The following is a 16,787-nucleotide window of genomic DNA, read 5'->3' as shown; positions in this document are numbered from 1 at the left end:
ATCACGCTTGCGTGCCCCGCGTTGCGCCGGGGCCCGGGCTCGGCTAGAGCGGCAGCCATGCGTGGCTCGTTCCTGTCCGGTCTCCTGACGCTCGTCCTCTCCGCGGGGGCCGGCCTCGCGCTGTTCGCCGTCGTGGGCTACTTCCTGCTCGGCCCCGATTTCGGCGGGTTGTTCGGTCCGCCGCACCCGCCCGCGCGGGTCGAGACGGCGGCGCAGCAGACCGGCGCCCCCGCGGCGGCCGGGACCGAGGCACCCGCAGCGGCGGCTGGGGGCACGGCCGGTCCGGCGCAGCCCGCCAAGCCCCAGCCCGCCAAGCCCCAGCCCGCCAAGCCCCAGCCGGCGATGCCCCAGCCGGTCTCGGCGCAGCCCGTGGCGAGCCCGTCCCCCGCCGCGCCCGGCTCCACCCCCGGCGCGGGATCCCGCGACGTTTCGCCCGCCTCCGCCATGCCGTCGGCTTCGCCGGACGGGTCGCAGCCGGCCGCCACCGCATCGGACGGCGGTGTGGCCTCGACCGCGCCGAAGGCCTCGGCGGCCGAACTCGCCGCCGCGGCGATCGCGGCGGCCCCGGCCGATCAGGGTGCCACGGCCGGCAACGCCCCGCGGCGCTTCCCCCGGGTCACGGTCGAGGACGCCGGCACGCTCAAATCGGACGACACCATCATCCATCTCGCTGGCATCGTCGCGCCGGCTGCGGGCGAGACCTGCAAGGATGCCGCCGGTGCGTCCTGGCCGTGCGGCAACCGCGCCAAGACGGCGCTGCGGTCTATGATCCGCTTCCGCACCGTGGAATGCCGGCCCGTCGGCGCCGCGGAGGCGGGCGGGTTCACCGCGCGCTGCACGGTTGCCGGCGACGACCTGAGCCTCTGGCTCGTCGAGCAGGGCTGGGCGCCGGCGACCGCCGATGCCGACCAGGAATTCCATGACAAGGCGGCGGCAGCGAAGAAGGCGAAGCGCGGCCTGTGGCGGGCGACCGACAGCGCGCTCCCCGAGATTCCCGCCTATCCGACCGGCGGCGTCACGACGAATGTGCCGGCGGCCCCGCCCCACGATTATGATCCGGGCTTCGGCGGCGAGGCGCCGCCCGAGGCGCAGCCGGGCGCGGCGATGACCGGCATCGACATCGTCCCCGCCCCGGACCGCACGACGCCCGCCCCCGCCACCGGCGCGCCGATGGTGCTGCCGACGCCGGCGAGCCCGACGCAGCCCTGACCCGTCAGCGCCCGAAACCCGCTACTCGCCGTCGAGGAAGGCCGAGATCATGTGGCGCGGCACGAGCCGCCGCAGCCCATGTCCCGCGACAAGGATGACGTCGTAGCGCAGCGTGAACGCGGCATAGCGGGGATGGCGGGCGAGCCAGACGCGGCCGGCCGCGGCGATGCGGCGGCGGGTGCGGGCATCGATGGCCGCGAGCGCCTCGTCGGCGTCGCGTCGCGCCTTGACCTCGACGAAGGCGACGACGTCACCCTTGCGGGCGATGATGTCGATCTCGCCGGCGCCGGCCCGGAAACGCCGGCCGAGAATGCGATAGCCCTTGAGGCACAGCCAAGCGACCGCGAGCGTTTCCGCGCCGAGACCGCGGCGATAGGCACGCCGCCGTGTCTCTGGCGCGGGCTCAGACCTCATCGGTCGGGTCGACCTCCTCGGAATCCCCATCTTCGTCCGCCGCGGCGGCCTTCATCTCCATCGCCCGGCGATAGAGCGTGCGGCGGTCCTCGCCGGTGAGGCGGGCGACGTCGGCGGCTGCGGCGCTCGCCGGCATCCGCGCGAGCGCGGCGCGCAGCAGACCGTCGACGTCCGCCGGTGCGGTCTCGTCGGCGCCGGGCGGACCGATCACGACGACGATCTCGCCGCGCGGCGGATCGCCGGCGAAGGTTTCCGCGAGGCTGCCGAGGGTGCCGCGCACGATCGTCTCGTGCAGCTTGGTAAGTTCGCGCGCGACCGCGGCCGGCCGCTCGGCACCGAGGGTCGCCACCATGTCGGCGAGGCAGTCGCCGAGCCGGCGGGGCGATTCGAAGAAGACCAGGGTCGCGGGCACGGCGCCGAGTTCGGTGAGGCGGCGCTTGCGCGGGCCGCCTTTCACCGGAAGAAAGCCGGCGAACAAAAACGCATCCGTCGGCTGGGCGGCGGCGACGAGGGCCGCAAGCACCGCCGAGGCGCCGGGCAGCGGCACGACGGGGTAGCCGAGTTCCGCTGCCTCCACCACCAGGCGGTAGCCGGGATCGGAGACGAGCGGGGTGCCCGCGTCGCTCGCGAGCGCCACCGCGCGCCCCGCAGCGAGCTCGGCGAGAAGGCGCGGCCGCATCCGGGCGGCGTTGTGTTCGTGATAGGCGACGAGGGGCGTGCGGATGCCGTAGCGGTCGAGCAGCACCCGGGTGACCCGGGTGTCCTCGCAGGCGATAAGGTCGGCGGCGGCGAGGGTCTCGAGCGCCCGCAGCGTGACGTCGCGGAGATTGCCGATCGGCGTCGCCACGATATGGAGCCCCGGCGCGATGCGGCCCGCGGCGATGCGGTGGGCGCCGATCGAAAAGCCGGGCGTCTTGCGTCCGTCACCGTCGGTCGGACTCTCGTCGGTTTCGTCGTGTCGAGCGGGCAACGCCGTCATGCCTTCCGCAAAAGTAACCAAAAGGTTGACACGTCTTTGACAGCCTTTTGGCGAGCCGTCACAATCCGTCGTGTATGGTGCTCGGAGGCACCCAAGGTCTCCGGGGCCGATCGACCTCACGCTCGCGTCCGAACAAGCGTCGTCTATCAGGGAGTATCGCCGGTGTCTCGCGTCGTCCGGGGAATCGCAGGGAGTTCGCCGTCCACCGGCTTCACGGCCGAAGGCGGGGGATGGGCCGCGAAGGCATGGCCGAAGCGGGCCCGCATCATCACCGCCGCGGCCCTGGCGCTCCTCGCCGCCGCCTGCAACAGCGCCGGCACGCCGAAGACCGGCACGCCGGCCGCGACCGGCCCCGCCGTGGCGCCGCAGGGCGAGGTGCTCGGCACCGGCACGGTGACGGTGGCGCTGCTGCTGCCCCTGCAGAGCCCGCTCGGCCAGTCGTTCCGCAACGCCGCCGCGCTCGCGGTGGAGGATTTCCCGCAGGGCAACATCCGCGTCATCGTCAAGGACGACAGCGGCTCCCAGGACGGCGGGCGCTCCGCCGCCCAGGCCGCCGTCGGCGAAGGCGCGCAGATTATTCTCGGGCCGATCTTCGCTCCGGCGGTCGCCGGCGCCGCGTCGGTCGCCAAGCCCGCGGCGGTGCCGATCGTCGGCTTCTCGACCGACACCACCGTCGCGAGCCGCGGCGTCTATCTGCTGAGCTTCCTGCCGCAGCAGGATATCGCTCGCGTGGTCGGCTACGCCGCGAGCGTCGGCAAGCGCTCGGTCGCCGCCCTGCTGCCGGACACCGCCTACGGCACCGTCGCCGAGGCGGCGCTGCGCGAGAGCGCCGGCCGGCTTGGGGTGCGCATCGCCACCATCGCCAAATATTCGCCGAGCCGCGCCGACTTCCTCGCCAAGGCCCAGCAGGTCGCCGGGCTCGGCTCGCAGATCGACGCCGTGTTCGTGCCGGAAGGCGGCGACGGCGCGGCGCAGATTTCCGACGGCCTGCAGAAGTCGGGCCTCTCGGGCCGCGTCCAGCTTCTCGGCTCCGGCCAGTGGGACGACCCGCGCGTCGCCGCCCTGCCGGGCTTCTCGGGCGGTTGGTATCCGTCCGCGGACAAGGCCGGCTTCGCCACCTTCGCCAGCCATTACGCCCAGAAGTACGGCGCGCCGCCGCCGCGCACCGCCTCGCTCGCCTACGACGCGACGACGCTCGCCGCCGGTCTCGTCCGCTCCGCCGGCGCCCCGCCGTTCACCGACACGATGATGACCAATCCGAACGGCTTCATCGGCGTCGACGGGCTGTTCCGCTTCCAGGCGAACGGCACCAACGAGCGCGGGCTCGCCGTCTACCAGATCTCCGGCGGTAGCGTGACCGTGCTGAGCCCGGCACCGCGCAGCTTCAACCAGGCCTCGTGACCGGCGCCGTCGCGCCGGCATCGGAAGGGGCATGATGTCCGCCGCCTCCACTCCCGGGACCGGCAGCCGCGCCGACGGTGCGGCCGCCGCCCCCGCAGGCCCGCTCGCCGGGCGCCGCATCCTCCTCGTCATCGGCGGCGGCATCGCCGCCTACAAGAGCCTCGACCTGATCCGCCGGCTCAAGGAGCGCGGCGCCCCGGTCCGCGCGATCCTGACCAACGCGGCGCAGGCCTTCGTCACGCCGCTCTCGGTCGGGACCCTGACCGGCGAGGGCGTCTTCACCGACCTGTTCGATCTCACCGCCGAGCACGATGTCGGCCACATCCGGCTCGCCCGCGAGGCCGACCTCGCGATCGTGGCGCCGGCCACCGCCGACCTGATGGCGAAGCTCGCGAACGGGCTCGCCGACGATCTCGCCTCGACCTGCCTCCTGGCGAGCGACCGCCCCGTCCTGCTCGCGCCGGCGATGAACCCGACGATGTGGGCGAACCCGGCGACGGTGCGCAACGTCGCCCGCCTCGCGGCCGACGGCCGCCGCTTCGTCGGCCCCAATGCCGGGCCGATGGCGGAGCGCGGCGAGGCGGGCCTCGGCCGCATGGCGGAGCCGCTCGAGATCGTCGCCGCCGCGGAGCGGGTCTTCGGGGGCGGCCGCCTCGCCGGCCGCACCGTGATCGTGACCTCCGGTCCGACCCACGAGCCGATCGACCCGGTGCGCTACATCGCCAACCGCTCGTCCGGCAAGCAGGGCCACGCCATCGCCGCCGCGGCCGCCGCCGAGGGCGCCCGGGTGATCCTCGTCTCCGGCCCCGTGACCCTTCCCGACCCGCCGGGGGTGCTCGTGCGCCATGTCGAGACCGCCCGCGAGATGATGGAAGCGGTCACCGCCGCCCTGCCGGCCGACGCCGCCGTGATGACCGCGGCGGTCGCAGATTGGCGCGTCGCCGCCGAACAGGCCCACAAGCTCAAGAAGCAGCCGGGCGGCGGGCCGCCGGCCCTCGACCTCGTCGAGAATCCGGACATCCTCGCGACCGTCGGCCGCCACCCGACGGCCCGGCCGGCGCTCGTCGTCGGCTTCGCCGCGGAGACCGACGATCTCCTCGCCAATGCGCGGGGCAAACTCGAGCGCAAGGGCGCCGACTGGATCGTCGCCAACGATGTCAGCCCCGCCACCGGCGTGATGGGCGGCGACCGCAACACCGTGCGTCTCGTTTCCCGCGCCGGCATCGAGGATTGGCCCGAACTGCCGAAGGACGAGGTCGCCCGCCGTCTCGTCGCCCGCATCGCCGACGCGCTCGCCGCGCCGCCCTCTCAGGAAGGATGATCCTCGCCCATGCTCCGCGTCGCCGTGAAACGCCTGCCCCATGCCGCCGACCTGCCGCTGCCGGCCGCCGCGACGGCGGGCGCCGCCGGGCTCGACCTCGCCGCGGCGGTGCCGGCGGAGGCGCCGATCACGATTGCGCCGGGACGCTTCGAGCGGGTTCCGACGGGTCTCGCGATCGCCCTGCCGGAGGGCTATGAAGGCCAGGTCCGGCCGCGCTCGGGGCTTGCGGCCCGCCACGGACTGACCGTGCTCAATGCACCGGGCACCATCGACGCCGATTATCGCGGCGAAGTGCAGGTGATTCTGATCAACCACGGCCCGGCCGCGGTCGAGATCACCCGCGGCATGCGGATCGCCCAACTCGTGGTGGCCCCCGTGGTGGCGGCGGTGCTCGACGAGGTCGAGACCCTGCCGGACACCGATCGCGGCGCCGGCGGATTCGGCTCGACCGGGCACTGAAGAAACGATCGCGAGCCGGGGGCCATCCGGGCCGGCGGCACGTTGCAACGACAGGGGCGGCCCAGACGCCACCCGATCACGGAAGGAAAACGGCCATGGCCGAACAGGCGAAGGCGGGCAAAACCCCCGGTCGGGGCCGGATCTACGGCTCGATCACCGAAACCATCGGCGATACGCCGCTCGTGCGGCTCGACCGGGTCGCCCGCGAGCTCGGCGTCGGCGCGACGCTGCTCGGCAAACTCGAATTCTTCAATCCGCTGGCGAGCGTGAAGGACCGCATCGGCGTCGCCATGATCGACGCGCTCGAAGCCGCCGGCACCATCAAGCCGGGCGAGAGCACGCTGGTCGAGCCGACCTCCGGCAACACCGGCATCGCGCTCGCCTTCGTCGCCGCCGCGCGCGGCTACCGGCTGATCCTGGTGATGCCGGAATCGATGTCGGTCGAGCGGCGCAAGATGCTCAAGCTGCTCGGCGCCGAACTGGTGCTGACCGAGGCGGCGAAGGGCATGAAGGGCGCCGTCGCCCGCGCTGAGGAGATCGTCGCCGCGACCCCCGGCGCGGTCATCCCGCAGCAATTCGAGAACCCGGCGAACCCGGCGATCCACCGCGCCACGACGGCGGAAGAGATCTGGAACGACACCCACGGCGACGTCGACGCCTTCGTCTCGGGCGTCGGCACCGGCGGCACCATCACCGGCGTCGGCCAGGTGCTCAAGGCGCGCAAGCCCGACCTCAAGGTGTTCGCCGTCGAGCCGACCGACAGCCCCGTCCTCTCCGGCGGCTCGGCCGGACCGCACAAGATCCAGGGCATCGGCGCCGGTTTCGTGCCGAAGATCCTCGACACCCACGTCTATGACGAGGTGATCAAGGTCACCAACGACGAGGCCTTCCAGCACGCCCGCCTGCTCGCGCGCCTCGAAGGCGTGCCGGTCGGCATCTCGTCCGGCGCCGCCCTCAAGGCCGCTGCCGAGATCGGCCGCCGCCCGGACTTTGCCGGCAAAACGATCGTCCTGATCGTGCCCTCGTTCGCCGAGCGCTATCTCTCGACGATGCTGTTCGAAGGCCTCGAGTAACGCGCCGATGGCCGGGCTCGACGGCGCGGAGATCGCGCGCTATGCGCGCCACCTCGTGCTGCCGGAAGTCGGCGGCGCCGGCCAGCAGCGCCTCAAGGCGGCGCGGGTTCTGATCGTGGGGGCCGGCGGGCTCGGCTCGCCGGCGCTCCTCTATCTCGCCGCCGCCGGCATCGGCACGCTCGGCATCGCCGACGACGACACCGTCGCGCTGTCGAACCTCCAGCGCCAGATCGCCCATGCCACGGCCGATATCGACCTTGCGAAGACGGCGAGCGCGGCCGACGCGGTCGCCCGGCTCAATCCTCACGTCGCCGTCCGGGAACACCGCGTCCGCGTCGATGCGGACAATGTCGGGCCGCTCGTCGCCGAGTACGACGTCGTCCTCGACGGCTCGGACAATTTCGCGACGCGTTATCTCCTCGCCGCGGCCTGCGAAGCCGCGCAGCGTCCGCTCGTCGTCGCCGCCCTCGGCCGCTTCGACGGATCGCTCACCACTTTGATGCCCTATGCGAGTGGGCCGGACGGACGCCTCAATCCGCGCCTCACCGATCTCTTTCCCGAAGCGCCGCCGCCCGGCACGGTGCCATCCTGCGCGGAGGCCGGCATCCTGGGCGCCGTCGCCGGCGTCATCGGCACGCTCCAGGCGACCGAGGCGCTGCGCGTGCTCCTCGACCTCGGGGCACCGATGGTCGGCCGCCTCCTCCTCGTCGATCTCCTGTCGATGCGGTTCGACGAGATCGCCTACCAACGGCGGGCGTGACGCACCGCCGCCTCACAGCATGTGGGGCAGCACGCGGTCGGGCGGGCGGTGGCCGTCCCAGAACATGCGGATGTTGAGGATCACCCGCTCGCCCATGTCGATGCGGCCCTCGATGGTGGCCGAACTCATGTGGGGAAGGAGCACGACCCGCCCCGTCTCGGCGAGCTTCAGGAGCTTCGGGCTGATGACGCCGGGCGCGTTTTCGAGCACGTCGAGCCCGGCCCCGGCGATCGCGCCCTCCTCGATGAGGCGGATCAAGGCGGTCTCGTCGACGAGATCGCCGCGCGAGGTGTTCACGAAATAGGAGCCCGGCCGCATCAGGTGGAGCCGTCGCGCGGAGAGCAGGTGATAGGTCGCCGGGGTGCGCGGGGTGTGGATGGTGACCACGTCCATGCGGGCGAGCATCTGGTCGAGGCTCTCCCAATAGGTCGCCTCGAGATCGTCCTCGATCGCCGCCGAGACCGGGTTGCGGTTGTGGTAGTGGATCGACATGCCGAACGCCTTGGCGCGGCGTGCCACCGCCTGGCCGATGCGGCCCATGCCGACGATGCCGAGCCTCTTGCCGAAGATGCGGTGGCCGAGCATCCAGGTCGGCGACCAGCCCGGCCACTCGCCCGTTTCCATGATGCGGATGCCCTCGGGAAGTCTGCGAGGCACGGCGAGGATGAGCGCCATCGTCATGTCGGCAGTGTCCTCGGTGAGGACGCCGAGCGTGTTCGTCACCGTGATGCCGCGGGCCTGCGCCGCCTCGACGTCGATGTGATCGACGCCGGTGCCGAAATTGGCGATCAGTTTGAAGTCCGGCCCGGCCTGGGCGATCACCGCGGCATCGATCCGGTCGGTGATGGTCGGCACCAGCACGTGGGCGGTCTTGACCGCCTCGACGAGCTCGGCCTGGGTCATCGGCCGGTCGTCCGCGTTGAGGCGGGCGTCGAACAATTCCCGCATGCGCGTCTCGACGACGTCGGGGAGCTTGCGGGTGACGATCACCAGCGGCTTCTTTTTGCCCATCTCGGCCTCCGCCCGCGTTCATGCCGGTGCGGGCGCCTCGCGCCGCCGCCCGACTTCAGCGGATCTTAACCATCCGCCCGCAAGGATCGCGGCGTGAGATCGCCGCCGCCCGCGAGTCTCCCGACCTCTGTAACAGACGGCTTGCGAAAGACAAACGGCGCGGCCCGGAACCTGTCGGCCGTGGTGAACATCGCCTTGCTCCTTGCCCCGAACCGTACCTCCGCCGAGAGCCGTGCGCCCCGCAATCCCGCGGACGGACGGCCCGCGCCGCGGTGCGCCGGGCTGCGCCGGTTCGCCGCGCTCGGCCTCGCCGCGCTCGTCGCCGCGGGCGGCGCCCTCGGCGCGGGCTCGGTCGCGGTGACGCCTGCATGGGCGGCCGGCAACGTGTCGGTCACCGGCCTGCCGCTGCCGCGATTCGTGTCGCTGAAGGCCTCCCGCGTCAACGTGCGCGTCGGCCCCGGCAACGGCTACAGCACCAAGTGGATCTTCGTCCGCTCCGGGCTGCCGGTCGAGGTGATCCAGGAATTCGAGAATTGGCGGCGCATCCGCGATTCGAACGGCGAGGAAGGCTGGGTCTACTGGAGCCTCCTGAGCGGCAAGCGCACCGCGCTCGTCTCGCCCTGGGACGACGCCAAGCAGGTGCCGCTGCATTATGCCGCCGACGATCAGGCGAGCGTCGTCGCGATCCTCGACCCGAACGTCGTCGCCGAGGTCGAATCCTGCGACGGCAAATGGTGCAAGATCCGCGGCAAGGGCTTCCGAGGCTACGCCCACCAAGATTCGCTCTGGGGCGTCTACCCGGACGAGACGGTGAAATGAAAAGGGCCGGCGCAGGCCGGCCCTCTCATCGGCTCGTTGAAGAGCGGCCGCTCAGCGCTGCTTGGGGCGGACCCGCACCACCACGTCGACGCGGACGATTTCCATGTCTTCCGGCGGGGCCGGCAGGTCGCCGATGACGAGGCCGTCGCCGGGGATGTCGATCACCGAGTTCGCCGTCTCGATGAAGAAGTGGTGGTGGTCCGAGGTGTTGGTGTCGAAATAGGTCTTCGTGCCGTCGACCGCGACCTCGCGCAGGAGGCCTGCCTCGGTGAACTGGTGCAGTGTGTTGTAGACGGTCGCGAGCGACACCGGCACGCGGGCGGTCAGCGCCTCTTCGTGCAGTTGCTCGGCGGAGACGTGGCGGTTGCCCTTGGCGTAGAGGATCTCGGCGAGCGCCAGGCGCTGGCGCGTCGGCCGAAGCCCCGCTTCGCGCAGCATCGAGCGCACGCTGCCGACGGTCATCGGGTGATGGTGCTCGTGATGGCCGTGTTGGTGGTGACCGTGCTCGTGGCCCCCGATCCCGTGAAGATCCGTCACGACGACGGAAGAGACCCGCGAAATCACCATGCCTGCTCTACTCCTGACGGCTCGATCCGTATGTCGATCGGTCGAGGCAAATGACGTCTCGATCGGTCACGGCCGCGCCCTCTGGAAACGTGCCGCAAGGCCGAGGCCGGAAAAATCCAGCTTCGACCTCGATCATAGGGTCAACGTTAGCGGGCACGGTCAGCAATTGCAAGTCATTCCTATCTACGACTCGTTCCAATCTACAAAATGCCGCAGCGCCTCCCCGTTTTGCCCCCGACGAGACGAAGCGCGAGGCCAGGCGCAGAACCCTGAGCCGGCGAAGCGCCGGGGCCGCCGCCGCCCGCGGCACACTTCAGCGTGCCCCGCGCCGCGCGCTGCGTTGAGCCGCAGGCGCACGGGCTTTCCGAACGGCGATACGCTGTGTTAGGAAGGCTCCGTTCCCCACCGTCACCGGTCGAAGGGACGACGGCCTATGCCCGCAACCGGGCGGCGCCGCTCGGATGCGATGAAGGCGGCCGTAGGCCGGCCATTCTCCGAGGCGCCGCCGGATCAAGGGACGGACGAGTTGACAGATAAGAGCGCGGCCCGGCGGATCGGGCGCGGCTCGGTCGTGCCGCGCGGCGGCGGAGCCCGCACTCCGCAAGCTGACGGTGCGTCTTGGAGGGATTTGAGAGCGGGATGGACCAGCGTCGCGCGAACTACGAATACGACGATCTGCTTGCCTGCGGCCGCGGCGAACTGTTCGGACCCGGCAACGCTCAGCTCCCTCTGCCTCCGATGCTGATGTTCGACCGCATTTCGGCGATCGCCGAGGACGGCGGCGAGCACGGCAAGGGTCACGTGCGTGCCGAACTCGACGTGCATCCGGACCTCTGGTTCTTCGGCTGCCACTTCAAGGGCGACCCGGTGATGCCGGGCTGCCTCGGCCTCGACGCCCTTTGGCAGATGCTCGGCTTCTTCCTCGGCTGGCTCGGATCTCCCGGCCGCGGTCGGGCGCTGGCGGTCGGCGAGGTCAAGTTCTCCGGCCAGGTCGTGCCGCAGGTGAGGAAGGTCGAGTATGGCGTCGACCTGAAGCGGGTGATGCGCTCGAAATTGGTGCTGGGCATCGCCGACGGCTGGCTCAAGGCGGATGGCGAGACCATCTATGTGGCGCGCGACCTCAAGGTCGGGCTGTTCAAGGACGCCGCGCCGGTCGGCGCCTGAAGTTCAAAGAACGGCGCGAACGCGGCGCAGGCAGGCTCGACTCACGTTAGGCTCGACTTAAGTCAGGCTCGACCTGCGGCACCGCCCGTCTGCGACGGACGCGCCGGATAGAAACAACGGAGGCCCTCAATGAGACGGGTTGTCGTCACGGGCATGGGCATCGTGTCCTCGATCGGGAACAACACCCAGGAAGTGTTGGCCTCCCTGCGCGAGGCGCGTTCGGGGATCTCGTTCTCCGACGATTATGCGAAACTCGGGTTCCGCAGTCAGGTGCACGGTGCGCCGAGCCTCAATGCGGAAGACGTGGTCGATCGCCGCGCGATGCGCTTCCACGGCGGTGGCACCGCCTGGAACCATGTCGCCATGGAACAGGCGATCCGCGATTCGGGCCTTGAGGAGAGCGAGATCTCCCACGAGCGCACCGGCCTCATCGTCGGCTCGGGCGGCCCGTCCACGCGCACCATCGTGGAGGCGGCCGACGTCACCCGGTCGAAGGGACCGAAGCGGGTCGGCCCGTTCGCGGTGCCGAAGGCGATGTCCTCGACCGGCTCGGCGACGCTCGCCACCTGGTTCAAGATCAAGGGCGTCAACTATTCGATCTCCTCGGCCTGCGCGACGTCGAACCATTGCATCGGCAACGCCTACGAGCAGATCCGCTACGGCAAGCAGGATCTGATGTTCGCCGGCGGCTGCGAGGAGCTCGATTGGACGCTCTCCGTGCTGTTCGACGGCATGGGTGCGCTGTCGAGCCATTATAACGACCGCCCGGCGGTCGCCTCGCGCGCCTATGACGCCAACCGCGACGGCTTCGTGATCTCCGGCGGCGGCGGCATCCTGGTGCTCGAGGAATACGAGCACGCCAAGGCCCGCGGCGCGCGCATCTACGGCGAGGTCGCCGGCTACGGCGCCACCTCCGACGGCGCCGACATGGTCGCCCCCTCGGGCGAGGGCGCGGTGCGCTGCATGCGCATGGCACTCGAAGGCGTCGGCCCCAAGGTCGACTACATCAACCCGCACGCCACCTCGACGGTCGTCGGCGACCTCAAGGAAATGGAGGCGATCCGCACGGTGTTCGGCTCGGGCGATGCGTGCCCGCCGATCTCCGCGACGAAGTCGCTCACCGGCCATTCCCAGGGTGCGACCGGCGTGCACGAGGCGATCTACTCGCTCCTCATGATGAACAACGGCTTCATCTGCGAGAGCGCGCACATCGACGAAATCGACCCCGCCTTCGCCGACATGCCGATCGTGCGCCAGCGCGTCGATAACGCGAAGCTCGGCTGCGTGCTGTCGAACGGCTTCGGCTTCGGCGGCACCAACGCGACCCTCGTCTTCAAGCACGTGGACGCCTGAGTTCGGCGTCTCCCCACCCGCCAGCCCGCGAGGCCGGCTTCTCCCGCGAAAGCCGCCGGCCACCGCCGGCGCGACCCCAGAGGATCGACATGTCGGAGCTGATGGCAGGCAAGCGCGGGCTGGTGATGGGCGTCGCGAACGATCATTCGATCGCCTGGGGCATCGCCAAGCGCCTCGCCGCGTCCGGCGCCGAGCTCGCCTTCACCTACCAGGGCGACGCCTTCGGCCGCCGGGTCAAGCCGCTCGCCGATTCGCTCGGGGCGAACCTCCTGATCCCCTGCGACGTCGAGGACGTCGCCTCGGTCGACAGCGTGTTCGAGACGCTCGGCAAGACCTGGGGCTCGATCGACTTCCTGGTCCATGCGGTCGCCTTCTCGGACAAGAACGAGCTCAAGGGCCGCTACGCCGATACGACGCGCGAGAACTTCATCCGCACGATGGTGATCTCGTGCTTCTCGTTCACCGAGATCGCCAAGCGCGCGGCGGCCCTGATGCCGAACGGCGGCGCCCTCGTCACGCTGACCTATGGCGGCTCGACCCGGGTGATGCCGAACTACAACGTGATGGGCGTCGCCAAGGCCGCGCTCGAATCCTCGGTGCGCTATCTCGCCGTCGATTTCGGCAGCCAGAACATCCGCGTCAATGCGATCTCCGCCGGCCCGGTGCGCACCCTCGCGGGCTCCGGCGTCTCGGACGCGCGGCTGATGTTCCAATATCAGCGCAAACACTCGCCGCTGCGCCGGACGGTGACCATCGACGAGGTCGGCGGCACCGCGCTCTACCTGCTCTCGGAGCTCTCGTCGGGGGTCACCGGCGAGGTGCACTTCGTCGATTCCGGCTACAACATCGTCTCGATGCCCCGCCTCGACGAGCTCAAGGCCGAAGAGCAGCGCGAACAGGCCGAGGACGTCGGGACCGACGCGCGGCCGAAGGTGGCGGTGGTCTGAGGGACGGTCTGACGCCGATCCGATGCCGTCGCCCGCCCGGATGTGCTAGGCTGAGGCCCATCCGCGAGAAGGATTGGCGCGATGGCTCCTCAGACCACGATGACGATCCGCGTCCCTCCCGACGTGAAGGACAAGCTCGACCGGATCGCCGCCGATACGCGGCGCAGCCCGTCCTTGCTCGCCGGCGAGGCGGTCGCGGCCTACGTCGATCGCGAACTCGCGGTGATCGAGGGCATCAAGCGCGGCCTCTCCGACGCGGACGACGGCAACGTGGTGTCGCATGACGACGCCATGGCCGAAATCGAGGCCGTGATCGCGGCCGCGGAGAGCAAGCGAGCCCGCGAGGCGTGAAGCGCCCGGTCCGCTGGGCGCGGGAAGCGCTCGACGACGTCAAGGACCAAGTCGCCTTCATCGCGCAGGACAATCCCCATGCGGCCCGACGCATCGCCCAGGCACTTCGGCATGCCGGCGACACGCTGTCGACCTTTGCGACGGGTCGCCCCGGCCGTGTCGCCGGAACCTTCGAAAAGGTCGTCGGCAGCCTACCCTTCGTGATCTGCTACGTTTTGAGAGAAGGCCCGGACGGCGAAAGCGTCGTCATCATCAGGGTCATTCACACGTCGAGAGATTGGCCGCCCGAGTCTTGGCCCGAGTAAGCTCAGATCGTCGAGCGGCATCGCGCCTTCGAACCGTCGTGCGCGGCGCGACCCCACCCCGCCGGCTGCGCCGGCGACCCTCCCCCTGGCAGGGGAGGGTGGGTCGGCGTGCTTTGCGTTGGCGCTGTGAACCCAAGTTCTGGCCTGAACTAACCTGAGCCAACCAGACTTCAGCCGATCTCATTTCAGTGAATCTGATCTGCTCGGACCGGTGCCTCGAACACACCGTTCACCCTCCCCTGCCAGGGGGAGGGTCGCCGCGCAGCGGCGGGGTGGGGTGAGCGCCGCACACTCGGCGTCATAATCCCTGCTCCCCTCAGCGCCCCTCGCCCCCCGCTACGCACGCGTCGATCAGCGCCGCCGCGGCGGCGGCGACGCGGCGGCAGGGGCCGCCGGGGCCGAACAATTGGGCGCTGACGAAGGTCCCCTCGATCAGCAACACGAGGCCGTCGGCAAGCAACGCCGGGTCGCGGGCCCCCATCGCCTCGGCGAGGCCGAGGAGCCGGGTGCGCAGGGCCCGCTTGGCGTCCTCCGCCACTCGTCGCGCCGGGTGATCGGGCTCGGGATATTCCACCGCCGCGTTGGTGAGCCCGCAGCCGCGATAGCCGGCCCGGTCGCTGCGCGCACCGAGACCTTCGAGATAAGCGAGGATCTGCGCCCGCGGATCGCCCGGATGGGCCGCGACGGCCGTCTCGAAATGGTCCCAGAAGCAGGCGTCGTAGCCGCGCAGATAATCCGCCGCGAGTTCGTCCTTCGACGGGAAGCTGCGGTAGAGGCTCGGCTTGGTGACCCCGGCGTGGTTGACGATCTCGTCGACCCCGACGGCACGGATGCCGTGCTCGTAGAAGAGCTCCCGCGCGCTCTCCCGAATGCGATCGACCGCCCGCGGCAGCTTCGGCGACGACGCAGGCGCACGTTTCGCCCCGGCCGGCGCGGACGACAGGCGCGGCGCGGCGGCGAGGTCGGCGGACGACGCGGAGACGGGCTTCTTCATGGGTTACGAACCGGACCTCGGGCTTGACGATGTTACTGACCGGTACGTATAAGTTAGCACGATAACGCTCCGCCGCCAAGGCGAGACGAGCCCTCGCGCCTCAAAGGTCCCGCCATGACCCGGGTCTCCCGCCGTCCGTTCGGACAGAATTATGCCTTCGTCGTCGCCGGGGTCACGTTCGCCTCGCTGCTCGTCTCCGCCGGGCTGCGCGCCGCACCGGGTGTGCTCCTGGTGCCGCTCGAACAATCGTTCGGCTGGAGTCGCTCGACCACCTCGCTGTCGGCGGCGATCGGCATCTTCCTCTATGGCTTGGTCGGACCGTTCGCCGCCGCCTTGATGCAGCGCTTCGGCATCAAGCGCGTGCTCGCCTCCGCCCTCGCCGTGATGGCGCTCTCCGTCGCCTCGAGCGCCTTCATGCGCGAGCCGTGGCATCTCTTCCTGAGCTGGGGCGTGATCTCCGGCCTCGCCAGCGGCTGCGTCGCCGTCGTGCTCGGCGCGGCGGTGGTGAACCGCTGGTTTGCCAAGAACCGTGGCCTCGTGATGGGCCTTCTCACCGCCTCGACCGCCACCGGCACGCTGATCTTCCTGCCCGGCCTCGCGGCGATCGCCCAGGCGGGCGGCTGGAAGCCGGTGGTGCTCACGGTGGCGGCCTGTGCGGCCGCCTTGGTACCGATCGTCCTCCTCTTGATGCCCGAGCGGCCCCAGGACGCGGGCCTCGTGCCCTACGGCGCCGACCCCGCGCATCCGCCGGCCGAAGTGCGCCGCGAGAACCCGTTCATGGCCGCCATCAGCGGCCTCCTCGATGCGAGCCGCAGCCGCGATTTCTGGCTCCTGTTCGCGACCTTCTTCGTCTGCGGCTTCACGACCAACGGCCTCGTCGGCACCCACCTGATCGCCTTCTGCGCCGATCAGGGCATCGCCGAGGTCCAGGCGGCGGGGCTGCTGGCGATGATGGGCGTGTTCGACCTGTTCGGCACCACCTTCTCCGGCTGGCTGACCGACCGCTTCGACGCCCGCAAGCTGCTCTTCGTCTATTACGGCCTGCGCGGCCTCTCGCTGATCTGGCTGCCCTTCACCGACTTCTCGGTGGTCAGCCTCTCAGTCTTCGCCGCCTTCTACGGCCTCGACTGGATCGCCACCGTGCCGCCGACCCTGAAGCTCACCAACCAGGCGTTCGGCGAGCGCGCGGCGCCGATCGTGTTCGGCTGGATCGTCGCCGGTCACCAGCTCGGCGGGGCGAGCGCGGCCTTCTTCGCCGGCCTCGTCCGCACCATGGAGGGGCGCTATCTGGAGGCGTTCGTCGCCGCCGGCCTGACCGGCGTCGCGGCCGCCCTGCTGTCGCTCCTGATCGGCCGCGGTTCGCCGCGCCGGGCCGGCGCCGCCGCCTGAACGGGCCTCATTGGCGACACGATTCGACACGAGAACACAACCCGGTGATGGTGATCGCCCTGCATTGATGCGACCCTACTTTCGGAGTAGCGGAACGCGCGAGGCGGCGGCCTTTGCCGTCGCCCTGTCAGACACGAGTTCCGGTTCCGCCTTTCGGACCCCGCCTCAACGCTCCCGCTCGCGCCGTTGACGCCCTCCGCCGCCGAAGGCCCTCGCCTTCCGCCGCGCCCGGCCACGGCCCTCCGTCAGCGCCGCCGCGCAGGTCCGCCCG

General features: G+C 70.8%; 18 protein-coding genes. 13 read left to right on the top strand and 5 right to left on the bottom strand.

Annotated features, from left to right (window positions below):
* Nucleotides 1-57: 57 nt before the first annotated feature.
* Nucleotides 58-1,209, top strand: coding sequence for a thermonuclease family protein (locus F0357_RS11330; protein WP_153481291.1), 1,152 nt, complete (start codon nt 58-60; stop codon nt 1,207-1,209).
* A 21-nt stretch (nt 1,210-1,230) separates the two neighbouring features.
* Here the strand turns inward: F0357_RS11330 and F0357_RS11325 are convergent, their stop codons facing one another.
* Nucleotides 1,231-1,623 carry a YraN family protein gene (locus F0357_RS11325; RefSeq protein WP_153481288.1) on the bottom strand — a complete coding sequence of 131 codons (393 nt, stop codon included), beginning with the start codon at nt 1,621-1,623 and terminating at the stop codon, nt 1,231-1,233.
* Nucleotides 1,613-2,602 (bottom strand): 16S rRNA (cytidine(1402)-2'-O)-methyltransferase, encoded by a 990-nt coding sequence (gene rsmI, locus F0357_RS11320; RefSeq protein ID WP_153481286.1) that lies wholly within the window; start codon nt 2,600-2,602, stop codon nt 1,613-1,615. Before rsmI ends, F0357_RS11325 begins: the two co-directional genes overlap by 11 nt.
* A gap of 162 nt (nt 2,603-2,764) precedes the next feature.
* On the opposite strand from rsmI, the gene F0357_RS11315 reads away from it, so the two are divergent.
* From F0357_RS11315 to moeB, 5 genes are all read left to right on the top strand, one after another.
* A complete protein-coding gene (locus F0357_RS11315; RefSeq protein WP_208948470.1) occupies nt 2,765-4,003 on the top strand; it encodes a penicillin-binding protein activator in 1,239 nt (412 codons plus the stop codon).
* Nucleotides 4,004-4,034: 31 nt separating this feature from the next.
* Nucleotides 4,035-5,324: a bifunctional phosphopantothenoylcysteine decarboxylase/phosphopantothenate--cysteine ligase CoaBC gene (gene coaBC / locus F0357_RS11310; protein WP_376767800.1), complete on the top strand. Its 1,290-nt coding sequence runs from the start codon at nt 4,035-4,037 to the stop codon at nt 5,322-5,324.
* Nucleotides 5,325-5,333: 9 nt separating this feature from the next.
* Entirely contained in the window at nt 5,334-5,783 is a 450-nt protein-coding gene (dut, locus tag F0357_RS11305) for a dUTP diphosphatase (protein ID WP_153481281.1), read from the top strand.
* 95 nt (nt 5,784-5,878) lie between these two features.
* On the top strand, nt 5,879-6,856 hold the full coding sequence (gene cysK, locus F0357_RS11300) for a cysteine synthase A (protein ID WP_153481279.1): 978 nt from the start codon (nt 5,879-5,881) through the stop codon (nt 6,854-6,856).
* 7 nt (nt 6,857-6,863) lie between these two features.
* On the top strand, nt 6,864-7,616 hold the full coding sequence (moeB, locus tag F0357_RS11295) for a molybdopterin-synthase adenylyltransferase MoeB (RefSeq protein ID WP_153481277.1): 753 nt from the start codon (nt 6,864-6,866) through the stop codon (nt 7,614-7,616).
* Between the two features lie 12 nt (nt 7,617-7,628).
* Here the strand turns inward: moeB and F0357_RS11290 are convergent, their stop codons facing one another.
* The gene (locus tag F0357_RS11290) at nt 7,629-8,627 is read right to left on the bottom strand and encodes a 2-hydroxyacid dehydrogenase (RefSeq protein WP_153481275.1); all 999 of its coding nucleotides are present in this window, start codon (nt 8,625-8,627) and stop codon (nt 7,629-7,631) included.
* A gap of 180 nt (nt 8,628-8,807) precedes the next feature.
* Between F0357_RS11290 and F0357_RS11285 the strand changes: the two genes are divergently transcribed.
* A complete protein-coding gene (locus F0357_RS11285; protein ID WP_312861548.1) occupies nt 8,808-9,446 on the top strand; it encodes an SH3 domain-containing protein in 639 nt (212 codons plus the stop codon).
* A gap of 51 nt (nt 9,447-9,497) precedes the next feature.
* Here the strand turns inward: F0357_RS11285 and irrA are convergent, their stop codons facing one another.
* Complete coding sequence (irrA, locus tag F0357_RS11280) at nt 9,498-9,908, bottom strand: iron response transcriptional regulator IrrA (protein WP_208948455.1); 411 nt, start codon at nt 9,906-9,908, stop codon at nt 9,498-9,500.
* Between the two features lie 744 nt (nt 9,909-10,652).
* Here irrA and fabA point away from each other — a divergent pair.
* The 5 genes from fabA (at nt 10,653) to F0357_RS11255 (ending at nt 14,133) form a co-directional block, all read left to right on the top strand.
* On the top strand, nt 10,653-11,177 hold the full coding sequence (fabA, locus tag F0357_RS11275; RefSeq protein WP_153481270.1) for a 3-hydroxyacyl-[acyl-carrier-protein] dehydratase FabA: 525 nt from the start codon (nt 10,653-10,655) through the stop codon (nt 11,175-11,177).
* Nucleotides 11,178-11,306: 129 nt separating this feature from the next.
* Entirely contained in the window at nt 11,307-12,530 is a 1,224-nt protein-coding gene (gene fabB, locus F0357_RS11270; RefSeq protein WP_153481269.1) for a beta-ketoacyl-ACP synthase I, read from the top strand.
* 89 nt (nt 12,531-12,619) lie between these two features.
* The gene (fabI, locus tag F0357_RS11265; protein WP_153481262.1) at nt 12,620-13,477 is read left to right on the top strand and encodes an enoyl-ACP reductase FabI; all 858 of its coding nucleotides are present in this window, start codon (nt 12,620-12,622) and stop codon (nt 13,475-13,477) included.
* Between the two features lie 81 nt (nt 13,478-13,558).
* Nucleotides 13,559-13,828 carry a CopG family ribbon-helix-helix protein gene (locus F0357_RS11260; protein ID WP_153481260.1) on the top strand — a complete coding sequence of 90 codons (270 nt, stop codon included), beginning with the start codon at nt 13,559-13,561 and terminating at the stop codon, nt 13,826-13,828.
* Nucleotides 13,825-14,133, top strand: a complete 309-nt coding sequence (locus F0357_RS11255) for a type II toxin-antitoxin system RelE/ParE family toxin (protein ID WP_312861547.1) — start codon at nt 13,825-13,827, stop codon at nt 14,131-14,133. The genes F0357_RS11260 and F0357_RS11255 overlap by 4 nt, the downstream gene beginning before the upstream one ends.
* Nucleotides 14,134-14,449: 316 nt before the next feature.
* Here F0357_RS11255 and F0357_RS11250 read toward each other — a convergent pair whose 3' ends face one another.
* A complete protein-coding gene (locus F0357_RS11250; RefSeq protein WP_153481257.1) occupies nt 14,450-15,127 on the bottom strand; it encodes a TetR/AcrR family transcriptional regulator in 678 nt (225 codons plus the stop codon).
* A 114-nt stretch (nt 15,128-15,241) separates the two neighbouring features.
* On the opposite strand from F0357_RS11250, the gene F0357_RS11245 reads away from it, so the two are divergent.
* Entirely contained in the window at nt 15,242-16,516 is a 1,275-nt protein-coding gene (locus F0357_RS11245; RefSeq protein ID WP_153481255.1) for an MFS transporter, read from the top strand.
* The last annotated feature ends 271 nt before the right edge of the window (nt 16,517-16,787 follow it).

The organism is Segnochrobactrum spirostomi, from assembly GCF_009600605.1.
Classification (GTDB): domain Bacteria; phylum Pseudomonadota; class Alphaproteobacteria; order Rhizobiales; family Segnochrobactraceae; genus Segnochrobactrum; species Segnochrobactrum spirostomi.
The sequence above is the reverse complement of the archived record's forward strand: the minus strand, read 5'-3'. Positions and strand labels throughout refer to the sequence as shown.

What these genes read in the sequence shown, in the direction of transcription:
- dut (WP_153481281.1), top strand. Translation starts at nt 5,334, where the DNA reads ATGCTCCGCGTCGCCGTGAAACGCCTGCCCCATGCCGCCGACCTGCCG.
- cysK (WP_153481279.1), top strand. Translation starts at nt 5,879, where the DNA reads ATGGCCGAACAGGCGAAGGCGGGCAAAACCCCCGGTCGGGGCCGGATC.
- rsmI (WP_153481286.1), bottom strand. Translation starts at nt 2,602, where the DNA reads ATGACGGCGTTGCCCGCTCGACACGACGAAACCGACGAGAGTCCGACC.
- F0357_RS11250 (WP_153481257.1), bottom strand. Translation starts at nt 15,127, where the DNA reads ATGAAGAAGCCCGTCTCCGCGTCGTCCGCCGACCTCGCCGCCGCGCCG.
- F0357_RS11290 (WP_153481275.1), bottom strand. Translation starts at nt 8,627, where the DNA reads ATGGGCAAAAAGAAGCCGCTGGTGATCGTCACCCGCAAGCTCCCCGAC.
- fabA (WP_153481270.1), top strand. Translation starts at nt 10,653, where the DNA reads ATGGACCAGCGTCGCGCGAACTACGAATACGACGATCTGCTTGCCTGC.
- F0357_RS11325 (WP_153481288.1), bottom strand. Translation starts at nt 1,623, where the DNA reads ATGAGGTCTGAGCCCGCGCCAGAGACACGGCGGCGTGCCTATCGCCGC.
- moeB (WP_153481277.1), top strand. Translation starts at nt 6,864, where the DNA reads ATGGCCGGGCTCGACGGCGCGGAGATCGCGCGCTATGCGCGCCACCTC.
- F0357_RS11260 (WP_153481260.1), top strand. Translation starts at nt 13,559, where the DNA reads ATGGCTCCTCAGACCACGATGACGATCCGCGTCCCTCCCGACGTGAAG.
- fabI (WP_153481262.1), top strand. Translation starts at nt 12,620, where the DNA reads ATGTCGGAGCTGATGGCAGGCAAGCGCGGGCTGGTGATGGGCGTCGCG.
- F0357_RS11245 (WP_153481255.1), top strand. Translation starts at nt 15,242, where the DNA reads ATGACCCGGGTCTCCCGCCGTCCGTTCGGACAGAATTATGCCTTCGTC.
- irrA (WP_208948455.1), bottom strand. Translation starts at nt 9,908, where the DNA reads ATGACCGTCGGCAGCGTGCGCTCGATGCTGCGCGAAGCGGGGCTTCGG.
- F0357_RS11330 (WP_153481291.1), top strand. Translation starts at nt 58, where the DNA reads ATGCGTGGCTCGTTCCTGTCCGGTCTCCTGACGCTCGTCCTCTCCGCG.
- fabB (WP_153481269.1), top strand. Translation starts at nt 11,307, where the DNA reads ATGAGACGGGTTGTCGTCACGGGCATGGGCATCGTGTCCTCGATCGGG.
- coaBC (WP_376767800.1), top strand. Translation starts at nt 4,035, where the DNA reads ATGATGTCCGCCGCCTCCACTCCCGGGACCGGCAGCCGCGCCGACGGT.